At 68.6% G+C, this 14,008-nt stretch carries 12 protein-coding genes, 1 tRNA gene and 1 pseudogene; 6 read left to right on the top strand and 8 right to left on the bottom strand.

Annotated features, from left to right (window positions below):
* Positions 1-4: 4 nt before the first annotated feature.
* Entirely contained in the window at positions 5-895 is an 891-nt protein-coding gene (locus LYSHEL_RS04730; protein ID WP_213436192.1) for a tryptophan 2,3-dioxygenase, read from the bottom strand.
* A 163-nt stretch (positions 896-1,058) separates the two neighbouring features.
* On the opposite strand from LYSHEL_RS04730, the gene LYSHEL_RS04735 reads away from it, so the two are divergent.
* From LYSHEL_RS04735 to LYSHEL_RS04755, 5 genes are all read left to right on the top strand, one after another.
* Entirely contained in the window at positions 1,059-4,271 is a 3,213-nt protein-coding gene (locus LYSHEL_RS04735) for a lamin tail domain-containing protein (protein WP_213436193.1), read from the top strand.
* Positions 4,272-4,416: 145 nt separating this feature from the next.
* Positions 4,417-5,496 (top strand): thiamine pyrophosphate-dependent dehydrogenase E1 component subunit alpha, encoded by a 1,080-nt coding sequence (locus LYSHEL_RS04740; protein ID WP_213436195.1) that lies wholly within the window; start codon positions 4,417-4,419, stop codon positions 5,494-5,496.
* Positions 5,489-6,496 (top strand): alpha-ketoacid dehydrogenase subunit beta, encoded by a 1,008-nt coding sequence (locus LYSHEL_RS04745; RefSeq protein ID WP_213436197.1) that lies wholly within the window; start codon positions 5,489-5,491, stop codon positions 6,494-6,496. The genes LYSHEL_RS04740 and LYSHEL_RS04745 overlap by 8 nt, the downstream gene beginning before the upstream one ends.
* 10 nt (positions 6,497-6,506) lie before the next feature.
* Positions 6,507-7,919, top strand: a complete 1,413-nt coding sequence (locus LYSHEL_RS04750) for a dihydrolipoamide acetyltransferase family protein (RefSeq protein WP_213436199.1) — start codon at positions 6,507-6,509, stop codon at positions 7,917-7,919.
* A gap of 20 nt (positions 7,920-7,939) precedes the next feature.
* Complete coding sequence (locus LYSHEL_RS04755; protein WP_213436201.1) at positions 7,940-8,320, top strand: VOC family protein; 381 nt, start codon at positions 7,940-7,942, stop codon at positions 8,318-8,320.
* Position 8,321: 1 nt separating this feature from the next.
* On the opposite strand, the gene LYSHEL_RS04760 is transcribed toward LYSHEL_RS04755, so the two are convergent.
* The 3 genes and pseudogenes from LYSHEL_RS04760 to LYSHEL_RS04770 all read right to left on the bottom strand — a co-directional run.
* Complete coding sequence (locus LYSHEL_RS04760) at positions 8,322-9,413, bottom strand: GGDEF domain-containing protein (protein WP_213436203.1); 1,092 nt, start codon at positions 9,411-9,413, stop codon at positions 8,322-8,324.
* A gap of 94 nt (positions 9,414-9,507) precedes the next feature.
* The gene (locus LYSHEL_RS04765) at positions 9,508-9,855 is read right to left on the bottom strand and encodes a hypothetical protein (RefSeq protein WP_213436205.1); all 348 of its coding nucleotides are present in this window, start codon (positions 9,853-9,855) and stop codon (positions 9,508-9,510) included.
* Between the two features lie 119 nt (positions 9,856-9,974).
* Positions 9,975-11,186: pseudogene (locus tag LYSHEL_RS04770) on the bottom strand (tryptophan--tRNA ligase); the annotation flags it as partial.
* 107 nt (positions 11,187-11,293) lie between these two features.
* Here LYSHEL_RS04770 and LYSHEL_RS04775 point away from each other — a divergent pair.
* Entirely contained in the window at positions 11,294-12,124 is an 831-nt protein-coding gene (locus LYSHEL_RS04775) for a hypothetical protein (RefSeq protein WP_213436209.1), read from the top strand.
* Between the two features lie 96 nt (positions 12,125-12,220).
* Here LYSHEL_RS04775 and LYSHEL_RS04780 read toward each other — a convergent pair whose 3' ends face one another.
* From LYSHEL_RS04780 to LYSHEL_RS04795, 4 genes are all read right to left on the bottom strand, one after another.
* Positions 12,221-12,373: an entericidin A/B family lipoprotein gene (locus LYSHEL_RS04780; RefSeq protein ID WP_213437595.1), complete on the bottom strand. Its 153-nt coding sequence runs from the start codon at positions 12,371-12,373 to the stop codon at positions 12,221-12,223.
* Positions 12,374-12,530: 157 nt separating this feature from the next.
* A complete protein-coding gene (gene rocF / locus LYSHEL_RS04785; protein ID WP_213436211.1) occupies positions 12,531-13,454 on the bottom strand; it encodes an arginase in 924 nt (307 codons plus the stop codon).
* A 37-nt stretch (positions 13,455-13,491) separates the two neighbouring features.
* Positions 13,492-13,902 carry a hypothetical protein gene (locus LYSHEL_RS04790; protein WP_213436213.1) on the bottom strand — a complete coding sequence of 137 codons (411 nt, stop codon included), beginning with the start codon at positions 13,900-13,902 and terminating at the stop codon, positions 13,492-13,494.
* Between the two features lie 29 nt (positions 13,903-13,931).
* Positions 13,932-14,007 (bottom strand) — tRNA-Thr (locus LYSHEL_RS04795).
* Position 14,008: the final 1 nt, after the last annotated feature.

The raw sequence follows: 14,008 nt of genomic DNA on the forward strand, positions 1-14,008 counted from the left end.
CGGCTCACCTTCGATCGGAAGGTTGCCCGTAGCCATCCCCGGGGACGCCGATGACCGTGCGGACCTCGAACAGCTCCGGGAAGAAGGTGAGCTCCAGCGCCTGGCGCAGGAACCCGACCCCGCTCGAGCCACCCGTGCCCTTCTTGAACCCGATGATCCGCATCACCGTGCGCATGTGGCGGAAGCGCCACAGCTGGAACTGGGTTTCCAGGTCCACCAGGTCTTCGCACAGGTGGTACGCGGCCCAGTGCGACTTCGTGTCTTCGTAGACGTGTTCGAACACCGGCACCAGGTCCGGCGAGAACGCGTGCGGCTTCGACCAGTCGCGCTCCAGGTGGTGCGCGGGCACGGCATGCCCGTGGCGCGCGAGGTAGCGCAGCGCTTCGTCGTACAGGCTGGGCGCTTCGAGCACGGCGCGCAGCTTCGCCTGGCCCGCTTCGTCGTGCGCGAACACGCGCAGCATCGCCGCGTTCTTGTTGCCCAGCAGGAATTCGATGGTGCGGTACTGCAGCGACTGGAAGCCCGACGACGGGCCCAGGATCTCGCGGAATTCCATGTATTCCGACGGCGTGAGCGTTTCGAGCACCGACCACATTTCGGTCAGCTGGCGCAGCACCTGCTTGCAGCGCGCGAAGATCTTCTGGCACGCGTCCAGGCGGTCTTCGCGCAGGTGCACGATCGCCGACGACAACTCGTGGATCAGCAGCTTCATCCACAGCTCCGAGACCTGGTGCTGGACGATGAAGAGCAGTTCGTCGTGGTGCGGGGGCACCGACAGTGGTTCCTGCGCACCGAGCAGGCGTTCCAGCTGCAGGTACCCGCCGTAGGTCATCCGGCCGGACAGGTCCGTATGGATGCCGGCTTCGAGCGGACGTTCGTTGTCTTCGATGGTCATGTGCGTCTTTGCCGCATTGCAGCGGGCAAGGGTAGCGCAGCTTGGCTAGAGTAAGACGCGTGTCACACCGGGTGGGGACCATGCCGGGGCGGCACGCCAACAAGAAGAACCAAGAAACCAGCGCGCCTTCGGGCCCGCACTCCAACTTCAGGGGACATCGTCGATGAAATTGCACGTGCGCCAGCTGGCGCTCGCGGTAGGACTGTGTTGCGGCGGGATGGGCGCAGCCCATGCGCAGGTGGTGATCAGCCAGGTGTACGGGTCGGGCGGCAACAGTGGCGCCACGCTCAAGAGCGACTTCATCGAGTTGCGCAACAACGGCGCGACGGCCGTTGATCTCTCCACCTGGTCGGTGCAGTACGCCTCGTCCGTGGGGACCACGTGGCAGCGGACCAATCTCACCGGCTCGATCGCGGCGGGCGGCTATTACCTGGTGAAGGAAGCCGATGGCGCAGGTGGGAGCACCGCGCTGCCGACACCCGATGCCACCGGCACGATCGCCATGTCCGGGACGGCCGGCAAGGTGGCGCTGGTCGCCAACCAGGTGACGCTGTCGGGCGCATGCCCGTTGGCCTCGGCGGTCGACTTCGTCGGTTATGGCAGCGCGAATTGCTTCGAAGGCACGGCGCCGGCCCCGAGCGTGGCGGCATTCGGATCCGACCAACGCAAGAACAACGGCACCACCGACACCAACAACAACGCCGCAGACTTCCAGGGCCTGGCTGCCGACCCGCACAACAGCGGCAGCGCACCTCCGCCGCCGCCGGATCCGGCCACGCCGATGTCGATCCACGACGTGCAGGGCAACGGCCTGCAGTCGCCGGTCGCCAACCAGCGCGTCGAAGTGCAGGGCGTGGTCACCGCGAAGAAGTTCAACAACGGCTTCTTCCTGCAGGTGGAAGACGCGAACGTCGACGCCGATCCCGCCACGTCCGAAGGCGTGTTCGTGTTCACCAGCACCGCGCCCACCGTCAACGTGGGCGACCGCGTCAAGGTGACGGCGAAGGTGCAGGAATACACGCCGTCGACCAACCTCAACCAGCTCAGCATCACCGAAATGATCGAGCCCACGGTCGAAGTGCTGACGACGGGCAACGCGATCCCGGCGCCGGTCGTGCTTGATTCCGCGCTGCTCAACGCCAGCGCCCTGCCCGGCACGCTCGAACGCCTCGAAGGCATGCGCGTGTCGATGGCGCAGGCCGTGGTCGTCGGCGCGTCCGACGGCAGCATCAACGAAGCGAACGCGACCTCGACCACCGACGGCGTGTTCTACGTCACCGCACCGGACGTCGCCACGCCGTTCCGCGAACCGGGCATCGGCGTGCTGGACACCATCGCGATCCCCGCCGGCAAGACGCCGCCGCGCTTCGACACCAACCAGGAACGCCTGATGGTGCGCAGCCGTGGCCAGGTCGGCGCGTTGCCGATCGCGGTGGACGACGAAGCCACCATCGGCAACCTCGAAGGCGTGCTCGATTACTTCGACGGCACCTGGGCGCTGCTGCCCGATGCGAACAAGGTGCCCGTCGTCGCCGGCGGCAAGGTGCCCACCGCGGTCGACGATGCGCGCTACGAGGAAGCCACCATCGGCGGCTTCAACCTGCTGCGCTTCTTCGACGAAGTGCCGGACGGCAACGGCGCGCCGACGCTCACGCCCGCCGCGCTCGACATGCGACTGGGCAAGACCGCATGGGCGATCTGCGACTACCTGAAGACGCCGGACATCCTGGGCGTGGTGGAAGTGGAGAACCTGCGCATCCTGCAACTGCTGTCGGCGCGCATCGATGCCACGTGCCCCTCGCACGCGCCGCATTACGTGCCGTACCTGGTGCCGGGCAACGACGTGGGCGGCATCAACGTCGGCGTGCTCGCCAGCACGCGCGACAACGGTGCGGGCGTCCCGCGCGTCGAAGTGGCGTCGGTCACGCAGTTCGGCAAGGACGCGACCTTCGCCAACCCGAACGGCACCACCAGCCTGCTCAACGACCGCCCGCCGCTGGTGATGCGCGCGATCGTGCACCAGGACAACGGCGCCACCTGGCCGGTGAGCGTGGTCGTCAACCACCTGCGTTCGCTCAACGGCGTGGACGACAGCGCCTCGGGCAGCAGCGGCTGGGCGACCGAAGGCGCGCGCGTGCGCGGCAAGCGCGCGGCGCAGGCGGCCTACACCGCGGGCTTGATCGAATCGATGCAGTCCTCCAACCCGGGCGAACGCATCGTGCTGGTCGGCGACTTCAATGCGTTCGAGTTCAACGACGGCTACGTGGACGTGCTCGGCGTGGTGAAGGGGTCGCCCGCACCGGATGCCGAAGTGCTGACCGCCGTGCCCTCGCCGCTCACGACGCCGCTGGTCGATGGCTCGGAATTCGTGCCCCAGCCGCGCGAGCGTTACTCGTACGTGTTCGAAGGCAACGCGCAGAGCCTGGACCACGTGCTGCTCAACCAGGCGCTGATCGCCGATGCGATGCATGTCGAAGTCGACCATCCGCGCATCAACGCGGACTTCGGCGTCGACAACTTCGGCGATGCGTCCACGCCCGTGCGCGTGTCGGACCACGACCCGGTGCGCGTGCGCGTGTCGCTGGCGTCGTTCCGCAGCGCCGATGTGCGGATGGCGATGACCGCGCCGGCGACGGTGCTGCCGGGCAACACCGCGCACTTCGATGCGCAGGTGGACAACGCGGGCCCGAATGCCGCGTTGAACGCCTCGGTCGCCTTCGTGCTGGATGGCGCGTGGTCGCCGACGATGACCGTGCCGGCCGGCTGGACGTGCGATGCGCCGCTGGTGGATGCGACGACGACGACCGTGCTCTGCCGCAACGCCGACTTCGCGTCGGCCGCCTCGGCGAGCTTCGGGATGGACGTCGCTGTGCCGGTGACGATGGTGGCCGGATCAGTGCACGTGGCCGCGAGCGTCGCCTCGTCGATCACCGATCCGGCCAACGCCAACAACGGCGCGTCGGCGACGGTGGCCATCGATGGCCGCGCCGACCTGCGGGCCACGGTGTCCGGCCCGGTGCTCGGCGCGAAGCCGAACGTGGTGGCGCACTACCCGGCGCGCATCATCAACGCCGGCCCGGCCGCGGCATGGCAGCCCGTCCTGCACGCGAGCGGCGATGTCGCCCCGAACGCGGTGGTGGTGAATGCGCCCGCAGGCTGGACCTGCGCGAAGTCGGCGGCGCCCGTCGGCTTCCAGGTCACCTGCACGCTGGACGGGGCGATGGGCAGCAACGGCGTCTGGACGGTGGATCTCGCCATCACCTCGCCGCAGCGGCCCGCCAACGACCTGCTCGACCTGTCGGTCGACGTGACGTCGGCGTCGCCCGATCCGGTGACCGGCAACAACACGGCCACGAGCAGCACGCGCATCCGCTGATCCCGGCACGATGCAGCACCACGGCGCGGCCCTCCGGGGCCGCGCTTTTTTTCGGCCGGCCGGCGGCGCCCCCGGCCGACGGCACGCGGCCTGAACACGCGCAGCGGTTATGATCCCGGGCTCCTGTCGCCGGGACGACGTCCGCATGACCCTCGCCGCACAGTTCCAGATCGAATACCTGCAGTACCTCGGGCCGGACGGCAAAGCCGTCGCGGAACTCCCGCAGGCCTTCCGCGATGCGTCCGCGCTCGTGCCGCTGTTCAAGCAGATGCTGTACGTGCGCACCTTCGATGCGAAGGCCATCGCGCTGCAACGCACCGGCAAGCTCGGCACGTATGCCGCGTGCCTCGGGCACGAGGCCACGCACGTGGGCATCGGCGCCTCGATGCTGCCCGAAGACGTCTTCGCCCCCAGCTACCGCGAATACGGCGCGCAGTTCATGCGCGGCGTGAAGCCGCGCGAAGTCCTGATGTACTGGGGCGGCGACGAACGCGGCAACGATTTCTCCGGCCCGAAGCACGACTATCCGTGGTGCGTGCCGATCGCCACGCAGTGCCTGCATGCCGCGGGCGCGGCGCTCGCGTTCAAGCTGCGCGGCGAGAAGCGCGTGGCCGTGACGTGCTGCGGCGACGGTGGCAGTTCGAAGACGGATACGTACGCGGCGATCAACTCCGCCGGTGCGTACACGCTGCCGTTCATCCAATGCATCATCAACAACGGCTGGGCGATCTCGGTGCCGCGCAAGTCGCAGACCGGCGCGCAGACGCTCGCGCAGAAGGGCATCGCCGGCGGGCTGTTCTGCCTGCAGGTGGACGGCAACGACCTCATCGCCGTGCTCGAAGGCATGCGTCGCGCGATCACCCGCGCGCGCAACGGCGAAGGCGGCAGCTGCATCGAGTTCATGACCTATCGCCTGCACGACCACACCACCGCCGACGACGCGCGCCGCTACCGCGGCGAAGACGAAGTCAAGGCGGCCTGGGCGCGCGAACCGCACGTGCGCCTGCGCAACTACCTCACCGCCGCCGGCGCGTGGACCGAAGCGCAGGAAACGGCGTGGATCGAGGAGTGCGGCAAGCTGGTGGACATCGAAATCAACGCGTACCTGGAAAGCAAGGTGCAGCCGGTGGCGGCGATGTTCGATTTCCTCTATGGGGATCCGCCGCCGGACCTGCTCGCGCAGCGCGAACAGGCCATTGCGTGGGAGGGTCGCGGTCATGGCTGAGGCAGCAACCGAGAAGCAGGCTCCCGCGATCACCCTGATCGAAGCGATCACCCAGGCGCTCGCGTACGAGATGCGCAACGACGAGACCGTCGTGGTGCTGGGCGAAGACGTCGGCGTCAACGGCGGCGTGTTCCGCGCCACCGCCGGCCTGCAGGCCACGTTCGGATCCGAGCGCGTGCTCGACACGCCGCTGGACGAAACCACGATCGCCGGCCTCACGGTCGGCCTCGCATCGCAGGGCATGAAGCCCGTCGCCGAAGCGCAGTTCGACGGCTTCGTGTATCCGATGGTCGACCACATCATCTGCCACGCCGCGCGCTTCCGTTACCGCACGCGCGGGCGGCTGACGTGCCCGATGGTCCTGCGCGTGCCGTGGGGCGGTGGCATCCGCGCGCCGGAACACCATTCCGAAGCGAACGAATCCATCTTCACCAACGTGCCCGGGTTGCGCGTCGTGCTGCCGTCTTCGCCAGCGCGTGCGTACGGCCTGTTGCTCGCTGCGATCCGCGATCCGGATCCGGTGATCTTCATGGAACCCAAGCGCATCTATCGCCAGTACAAGGAACTCGTGCCCGACGACGGCGAAGCGCTGCCGCTGGACGTGTGCTACGTGCTGCGCGACGGTACCGACGTCACCTTGGTCACGTGGGGCGCGCAGGTGAAGGAATGCCTGGAAGCCGCCGAGGCGCTCGAGAAGGACGGCATCAGCGCCGAAGTGATCGACGTCGCCACGCTGCGTCCGCTGGACTTCGTGACCATCGCCGAATCGGTGAGCAAGACCGGCCGCTGCGTGATCGTGCACGAGGCCCCGAAGACCGCGGGCTTCGGCGCGGAGATCGCCGCGCGCCTGGCCGAGGAGTCGATGTTCGACCTCGTCGCGCCGGTCGAACGCGTCACCGGTTACGACACGCACATCCCGCTGTTCCGCCTGGAGATGAAGTACCTGCCGAGCGTGGACAAGATCGTGGCCGCCGCCAAGCGCGCGGTTTCGCACAGCTAAGGACATCCGCATGGCGACGAAACAATTCCTGCTGCCCGACCTCGGCGAAGGCCTGCCCGACGCGACCGTCGTGGAGTGGTACGTCAAGGTCGGCGACACGATCAAGCTCGACGACAACCTGGTGTCGATGGAAACGGCGAAGGCCGTGGTCGACGTGCCCTCGCCCGTGTCGGGCAAGGTGCTGAAGGTCGGCGGCGGCGCGGGCGATGTCATCGTCACCGGCACGCTGCTCGCCGAGTTCGAGATCGATCCGTCGATGCCGCAGCGCGCCGAAGGCCAGGACACCGGCCACCACCACGGGCCGCCGAAGGGCGCCGGTGCGCACGTGGATGGCGGCGACAAGGTCGTGGCCTCGGACGAAGGCGGCGTGATCAGCGAAGGCGGCACGGCGGAAGCGCCGAAGACCGAGAAGGCCGAAGCGCGCCAGGACAGCGGCACGGTGGTCGGCGCGATGCAGTCGTCCGATGCTGTGCGCAGCGAATCCGCGGTCGCGGTCGGTGGCGTCAAGGCGTTGCCGGCGGTGCGTGCGCTGGCGCGCAAGCTCGGCGTGGATATCGCGCGCGTGCGGGCGACCGGGCCGGATGGCGTGGTGACGAATGCAGACGTGAAGAATGCGGCGGCGGATCCGTCGACGTTGCAGCAAGCCGCGAGTGCGGCGGGCGTGCGTCGCGACGTTGCCCCCTCCGGCGCTGTCGCGCCGACTCCCCCCGCCGGGGGGAGTGTTCGCAGCACCGTGTCCATGGCCGGCAAGCCCATGCGCACGCAACCGCCGGGCGTGCAGGCCACGGGCCAGCCGGAACAACTCAAGGGCGTGCGCCGCAACATGGCGCGCGTGATGGCCGACGCGCATGCGAAGGTCGTGCCGACCACGCTCAGCGACGACGCCGACATCCACGCCTGGGTGCCGGGCAACGACATCACCGGGCGCCTCGTGCGCGCGATCGTCGCCGGCGCGAAGGCCGTGCCCGCGCTCAACGCGTGGTTCGATGGCGAGAATTTGACCCGCACGCTGCACCCGCACGTGGACATCGGCATCGCGGTCGACACCGACGACGGCTTGTTCGTGCCCGCGCTGCGCAACGCCGACATGCTCGATGCGCGCGGCGTGCGCGAAGCCGTCAATCGATTGCGCACGCAGGTCGAGGATCGTTCGATCCCGATGTCGGAGCTCAGCGGCTACACGATCTCGCTGTCGAACTTCGGCATGTTCGCCGGCCGCTACGCGACGCCGGTGATCGTGCCGCCGTGCGTGGCGATCGTCGCCGCCGGCAAGGGCCGCCACCAGATGACGCCGGTGATGGGCGGGTTCGAATCGCATCGCGTCATCCCGCTGTCGGTCACCTTCGACCACCGCGCCTGCACGGGCGGCGAAGCGGCGCGCTTCCTCAAGGCGATGCTCGACGACCTGGCGAAGTCGCACTGACCTGACGCAAGGAGTTGGCGATGGCGCACCGCAGCCGGTTGGCGGGTTTCATCATCGATTGCCAGGTGGACGACCTCGGGGTCGCCACCGACTTCTGGAGCAAGGCCCTCGGCCTGCACGTCGGCGAGCACTACGTCGACGGCGCGGCCGAGTACGCCGCGTTCACCGGCACGCCGGCCGACCTGCACGTCGAAGTGCAGAAAGTCGAACACCCCTCGCGCGTGCACCTGGACATCGAAGCGGACGACCAGGACGCCGAAGCCGCGCGCCTGGAAGCACTCGGCGCAAAGCGCATCGGCTGGGTGAAGCGCTGGTGGGTGATGGAAGCGCCGACGGGGCAGCGGTTCTGCGTGGTGAAGATGCGCGAACCCGGGAAAGGCGTTAAGCCCAACGACTGGTGAATTAGCGCGGCGTGTCGTCTGCGACGACGCGATTGCGACCCATCGCCTTCGCGCGATACAGCGCCTGGTCGGCACGTTCGAACACCGCTTCGGGCGTTTCGCCACCGGGCCCGCCATCGGCGATGCCCACCGACACCGTGATCATCGCGCCGATCTCCAGGGCTTCGACTTGCCGGCGGATGCGTTCGGCGATTTCCGCGCCGCCGTCCAGGCGCGTGTCGGGCAGCACGATGAGGAATTCTTCGCCGCCGTAGCGCACCGCGATGTCGGTGCCGCGGATCGCACGCGTGATCGCATCGGCCACCGCGCACAGCGCGCGATCGCCGAACAGGTGGCCCTGGCGATCGTTGATCTGCTTGAAGTGGTCGATGTCCAGCAACGCGAGCACGTATCGCGTGGTGTCCAGCGCACCGCGCGCCTTCGCCTGCGCGCGCAGCCGCGTCATGCCGGCGCGGTTGAGCAGGCCGGTGAGCGCATCGTGCGTAGCGGTGTATTCGAGGTCGTCGTGGCGGCGCTGCAGGGCGTCGCGCGCGTGTTCGGCATCGCGCGCTTCGGCGTCGCGCGCGGACAGCAGGCGGCCCTGTTCGAGGAGATAGCGGCGCAGTTCGAGCAGGTGCTGCGTCTGGCGCGTGAGCAGGCGCAGCCCTTCGAGCTGCGCGGGCGTGAGCGTGCGCGGTTCGACATCGCCCACGCTCACCACGCCGAGTGCGTGGCCTTCGGGGCTGAGCAGCGGCACGCCGGCATAGAAGCGCGGGCGCTGGCCACCGAGGCGGCGGCGCTGCGCGTAACCCGGATGCAGCGCGAGGTCGTGCACGACCAGGGTTTCGTCCGGTGCATCGATCGCATGCCCGCACAACGAGCGCGAACGCACGAGCTGCGGCTGGTCGATGCCCAGGCGCGCCTTGAACCACAGGCGGTCGTGGTCGATCAGCGAGATCGCCGCGGCGGGCGTGTTGCACAACGTGGCCGCGAGCCGCGCGATGTCGTCGAACGCCTGTTCGGGCGCGGTGTCGACAATCGCATAGCGATCCAGCGCGGCCTGGCGCTCGGCTTCGCGCGCATCGAACAGCAATGACGAAGGGACAGCGGACATGGGGTGCGGCGGGGGCCGCGCTCGGGCTCGATGGATGCAGGGGGACGGGGCCGGCATCCTGCCGAGGCGGGGCGAATGCCCGCGGACGGCGATTCTACCGTCGGGGCCCGTGACGAACGCCCATGCGCGGGTCCCGTTGACCCGCCAGCAAACGATGGCGCACCCAGACTGCGATGCCCAGCACACTCAGGAAGGCCCCGTAGGAGACCGAGGTGCCGACGATCTGCTGCCACATGCGGCCATAGCCGCGGTCGGCCCAGCCCTGCCCCCAGTGCAGGACCAGCACGAACACGACGACGGCGAGCACGAGCGCGCCGATGTCGAAGCCGCGACGCCACGACGGACGCGGCTGGCGCGGATAGAGCCAGTACAGCACGCCGAGGATGAGAAACCACGGGGCGAACAGAAGCGCCGCCAGGTTTCCTTCGACGAACGGCGACATCACGCGTCCTGCGGGGCGAACGCGGCCATCGCTTCGATGAGGTCCGCCGGCACGACGCCTTCCGCCACGTGGCCGAGCACGCGCTCGCCGAGGTGGACCTGCCCGCCGTCGAAACGCAGCGACGCACCGGCATCCTGTTTCGCGGCGGCGACGAGTTGTCCCGCGTCGCGCGCGGAGGCGTGGCCGTCGCTTTTCAGGAGCACGCGATCGCCGGACACGAGCTTGAAGAAGAACTGTCCGTCCGCTTCGCGATATTGCTTGAACGTCGGTGCCACGCGCTTCTCGACGGTGCTGGCTGCTGCCTCGGCGCGCTTGGACAGATCGCGCAGGCCCACGGCTTCGCGCAACTGCGCCAGCAACGGCGTCGCATGCGCCGCGCGCAGGCGTTGCGCGCCGTCGCGCAGCAGCGCCTCGATGTGCGCCGGGTTGGCCATCAGGCCGTCGTAGCGTTCGCGCATCGGCGCGACTTCCTGGTCGATGCGTTCGAACACCATCGCCTTCGCATCGCCCCACGCGATGCCGTCGGCGTAGGCCTGGCGCATCGCGTCCACTTCGCTCGCCGAGGCGAACGCCTGGTACAACTGGAACAACGCCGACTCCTGCGTGTCCTTCTTTTCGCCCGGCGCGCGCGAGTCGGTCTTGATCGCGAAGATCAGTTTCTTCAGCTGCTCGCGCGGCGCGAACAACGGGATGGTGTTGTCGTAGCTCTTGCTCATCTTGCGGCCGTCGAGGCCGGGCAACGTGGCCACGTGCTCCTCGACCGCCGCTTCGGGCAGCGTGAAGTGCTCGCCGTACAGATGGTTGAAGCGCTGGCCGAAATCGCGCGCCATCTCGATGTGCTGCACCTGGTCGCGGCCCACCGGCACGCGGTGCGCGTTGAACAGCAGGATGTCGGCCGCCATCAGCACGGGATACATGAAGAGGCCGGCGGTGATGCCGGCATCGTCGTCGAGTTGTTCGACGCGATTGCGATCCACCGCCGCCTTGTACGCATGCGCGCGGTTGAGCAGGCCCTTGCCCGCCACGCACGTGAGCAGCCAGGTGAGCTCGGGGATCTCGGGGATGTCGCTCTGGCGGTAGAACCAGACCTTGTCCGGCTCCAGCCCGCACGCGAGCCACGCCGCGGCGATTTCCAGCGTGGAGCGCTGCACGCGCGCCGGTTCCTGCACCTTGATCAGCGCGTGGTAGTCGGCGAGGAAGAAGAAGCTCTCCACGTCGTCGACGCGGCTGGCCTCCACCGCTGGGCGGATGGCGCCGACGTAGTTGCCGAGGTGCGGCGTGCCGGACGTGGTGATGCCGGTCAGGACGCGGACGCGGGTCTTGGGGCTCATTCGCGGGAGGCGTGGAAACAGGCGGGCCAGTGTACCCGCGACGCGCGGCAACCCCGCGCGCGGGGCCCGGGCGTTGCACGTCTGCCCACCCACATCGGAGCCCGACCATGCTGCGCCACGCCCTGCTGCTCACTGCCCTGCTCGCTTCCACCGGATGCCCCTCGGCCTGGGGGCGGACGATGGTGGACATCGACCTGGTCGATCGCGATTCCGGCCAGTGGCTCTCCGAAACCCCGTACCGCGGCGATATCTGGGTGCCCGGCATTCCCGGCCATCGCTACGCGGTGCGCCTGACCAACCAGTCGGCCGAACGCGTGCTGGTCGTGTTGTCCGTCGATGGCGTGAACGCGGTGACCGGCCAGACCGCCGATCCCTCGCAGGCCGGTTACGTGCTCGAACCCTGGCAGAGCACCGAGATCGCCGGCTGGCGCAAGTCGATGGACGATGTTGCGCAATTCGTGTTCACCGACTTGCCCGATTCGTACGCCGCGCGCACGGGGCGGCCGCAGAACGTGGGCGTGGTGGGGATCGCGGTGTATCGCGAAGCGCGGCCGGTGGCGTATGCGCCGCCGCCTTACATCCCTTCTCCTTCGGTGCCGCCGTACGAGCGCGCCGAATCCCGCGACCAGGCCGCGGCGAAGGCCGCCTCGCCGCGCGCGCAGGGCAACGCGTCCGCCGGTGCCGCTGCCGAATCCGCCGCACCCAGCGCGATGCCGCAACAACTCGGCACCGGCCACGGCGCACGCGAATGGTCGCCGGTGGGACAGACGCAGTTCGTGCGCGCGAGCCGCTCGCCCACGCAGGTCACGCAGTTGCGCTACGACGACGAGAACGCATTGCTCGCGATGGGCGTCCTGCGTCGTCCGCCAGCGTACGGCTGGCGCGAAGGGCCGCAGGCGTTCCCGGCGGGGTTCGTGCCGGATCCGCCGCGTTATTGAATCGCGGACAGACAAACGGGCCGGAGGACCGGCCCGTTTGTCGTTGCATCCCTGCCACGGCGCGCAGGCGCGCCGCTCACTCCTCCGTGCAGCGGATCAGCAATGGCTGTCCTTGCAATCCTCGGCCTTGGTCTCGACCTTCTCGCCCGCCTTCTGGACGTCCTTGCCGGCGCCGGCAACGGTGTTGCAAGCGGCAAGCATGTTCATCGAGAACAGCGCGAGGAGCATCAGGGCGAACGTGCGCTTCATGGCCGACTGCTTCATGGAAATCTCCTGGGTGACGATTCGAGGACGACATGTGTCGTCCGGTGGGCGCATCAGACCCATCCGGCCGTGAAGCCCACGTCGAATTGCCGCTTGCGCGGTGTGTTCCGTTCAGCCGGAAATGCAGTTCGTGGGCGGCGCGTCAATCGCGCATCAGCGTGGACTTGCCGAACAGGCTTTCCACGAGGTCGACGGCGAGCTTCGCGGTGGCGTTCTGCGCATCGAGCAACGGGTTGAGCTCCACGATGTCGAGCGAACCCATGCGGCCACTGTCGGCGATCATTTCCATCACCAGCTGCGCTTCGCGGTAGTTGGGGCCGCCGGGCACGGTGGTGCCCACGCCCGGCGCGATGCTGGGGTCGAGGAAATCCACGTCGAAGCTCACGTGCACGTGCGTGTTGTCGTCCACACCGTCGAGGGCTTCTTCCATCGCGCGCTTCATGCCGACTTCGTCGATGTAACGCATGTCGTAGACGTCGAGGCCGTGTTCCTTCACCAGGCGCTTCTCGCCTTCGTCGACGGACCGGATGCCGATCTGGCGGATGTCGCCCGCCGACATCGCGGGGGCATCGCCACCGAGGTGCGTGAGTTCGCGCGGGCCCAGGCCGCACAGGCAGGCGACGGGCATGCCGTGGATGTTCCCCGACGGCGTGACGTTGTGCGTGTTGAAGTCGGCGTGCGCATCGAGCCACAGCACGCGCAGCTTCTTGCCGGTCTTGCGGCAGTGGCGCGCGACCGCCGTGATGGACCCGACGCCGAGGCAGTGGTCGCCGCCGAGGAGGATGGGCATGCGGCCCGCGTCGAGTTCGGCTTCCACCGCGTGCATGACCATGCGGTTCCAGTCCGTCACTTCCTTCAGGTGCCGGTAGCCGTCGTCCGGCGGCGTCCACGGATTGCGCGGACCGTCGATGTTGCCGCGATCGATGAGGTCGATGCCGCGCGCGACGAGGGCTTCGGGCAGCCCCGCGATGCGCAGCGCTTCGGGCCCGAGGCCCGCACCGCGATGACCGGCGCCGACGTCGGTCGGCGCACCCAGGAGCGAAACGGGGGGGAATGTGCGGCTCATGGGCCCGATGGTACTCGCAGGCATGCGTGCGCGTGCGTCACGCAGGCCGCGTCTTCCCGCAGGTGGCGCACAGGCCGCCGACGGTGCGCGTCGGGAACGTCGCGCCGCCCAGCACGAACAATGCGATCACCAGCGCGCGTTCGCCCCACGGGATGACGGGGCCTTGCGGAGGGCACGTGCACGCGGGTTCGGGGTGGGCGTCGTCGTTCGCTGAATCGTGTTCGACATCGAGTTCGCCGCGGCGATACGCGTCGAAGATCGCGCGCGCTTCGGCGATGTCCTCGGCCTTCACCTGCAACTGCGTGCCACCGAGCGCGTAGGCCATCGGCCAGTCGACGATCGCCATCCGGTCGTTGGCCACTTCCGCGAACAGGCCATCGGCGCGCAAGCGTGCGCACACCACGTGCGCTTCCCACGGATCGAGGAACCGGGCGAGCGTGACGAGCACGGGCGACCTCCTTCGCTGCATGGGCGATGTGGTGCCGGCAGTCAGAATCGAACTGACGACCTACCGCTTACAAGGCGGTTGCTCTACCAACTGAGCTATGCCGGCG

The sequence above is a fragment of the Lysobacter helvus genome (assembly GCF_018406645.1).
Lineage (GTDB): Bacteria > Pseudomonadota > Gammaproteobacteria > Xanthomonadales > Xanthomonadaceae > Noviluteimonas > Noviluteimonas caseinilytica.

What these genes read in the sequence shown, in the direction of transcription:
- LYSHEL_RS04730 (WP_213436192.1), bottom strand. Translation starts at nt 895, where the DNA reads ATGACCATCGAAGACAACGAACGTCCGCTCGAAGCCGGCATCCATACG.
- LYSHEL_RS04750 (WP_213436199.1), top strand. Translation starts at nt 6,507, where the DNA reads ATGGCGACGAAACAATTCCTGCTGCCCGACCTCGGCGAAGGCCTGCCC.
- LYSHEL_RS04735 (WP_213436193.1), top strand. Translation starts at nt 1,059, where the DNA reads ATGAAATTGCACGTGCGCCAGCTGGCGCTCGCGGTAGGACTGTGTTGC.
- LYSHEL_RS04760 (WP_213436203.1), bottom strand. Translation starts at nt 9,413, where the DNA reads ATGTCCGCTGTCCCTTCGTCATTGCTGTTCGATGCGCGCGAAGCCGAG.
- LYSHEL_RS04745 (WP_213436197.1), top strand. Translation starts at nt 5,489, where the DNA reads ATGGCTGAGGCAGCAACCGAGAAGCAGGCTCCCGCGATCACCCTGATC.
- rocF (WP_213436211.1), bottom strand. Translation starts at nt 13,454, where the DNA reads ATGAGCCGCACATTCCCCCCCGTTTCGCTCCTGGGTGCGCCGACCGAC.
- LYSHEL_RS04775 (WP_213436209.1), top strand. Translation starts at nt 11,294, where the DNA reads ATGCTGCGCCACGCCCTGCTGCTCACTGCCCTGCTCGCTTCCACCGGA.
- LYSHEL_RS04755 (WP_213436201.1), top strand. Translation starts at nt 7,940, where the DNA reads ATGGCGCACCGCAGCCGGTTGGCGGGTTTCATCATCGATTGCCAGGTG.
- LYSHEL_RS04780 (WP_213437595.1), bottom strand. Translation starts at nt 12,373, where the DNA reads ATGAAGCGCACGTTCGCCCTGATGCTCCTCGCGCTGTTCTCGATGAAC.
- LYSHEL_RS04740 (WP_213436195.1), top strand. Translation starts at nt 4,417, where the DNA reads ATGACCCTCGCCGCACAGTTCCAGATCGAATACCTGCAGTACCTCGGG.
- LYSHEL_RS04765 (WP_213436205.1), bottom strand. Translation starts at nt 9,855, where the DNA reads ATGTCGCCGTTCGTCGAAGGAAACCTGGCGGCGCTTCTGTTCGCCCCG.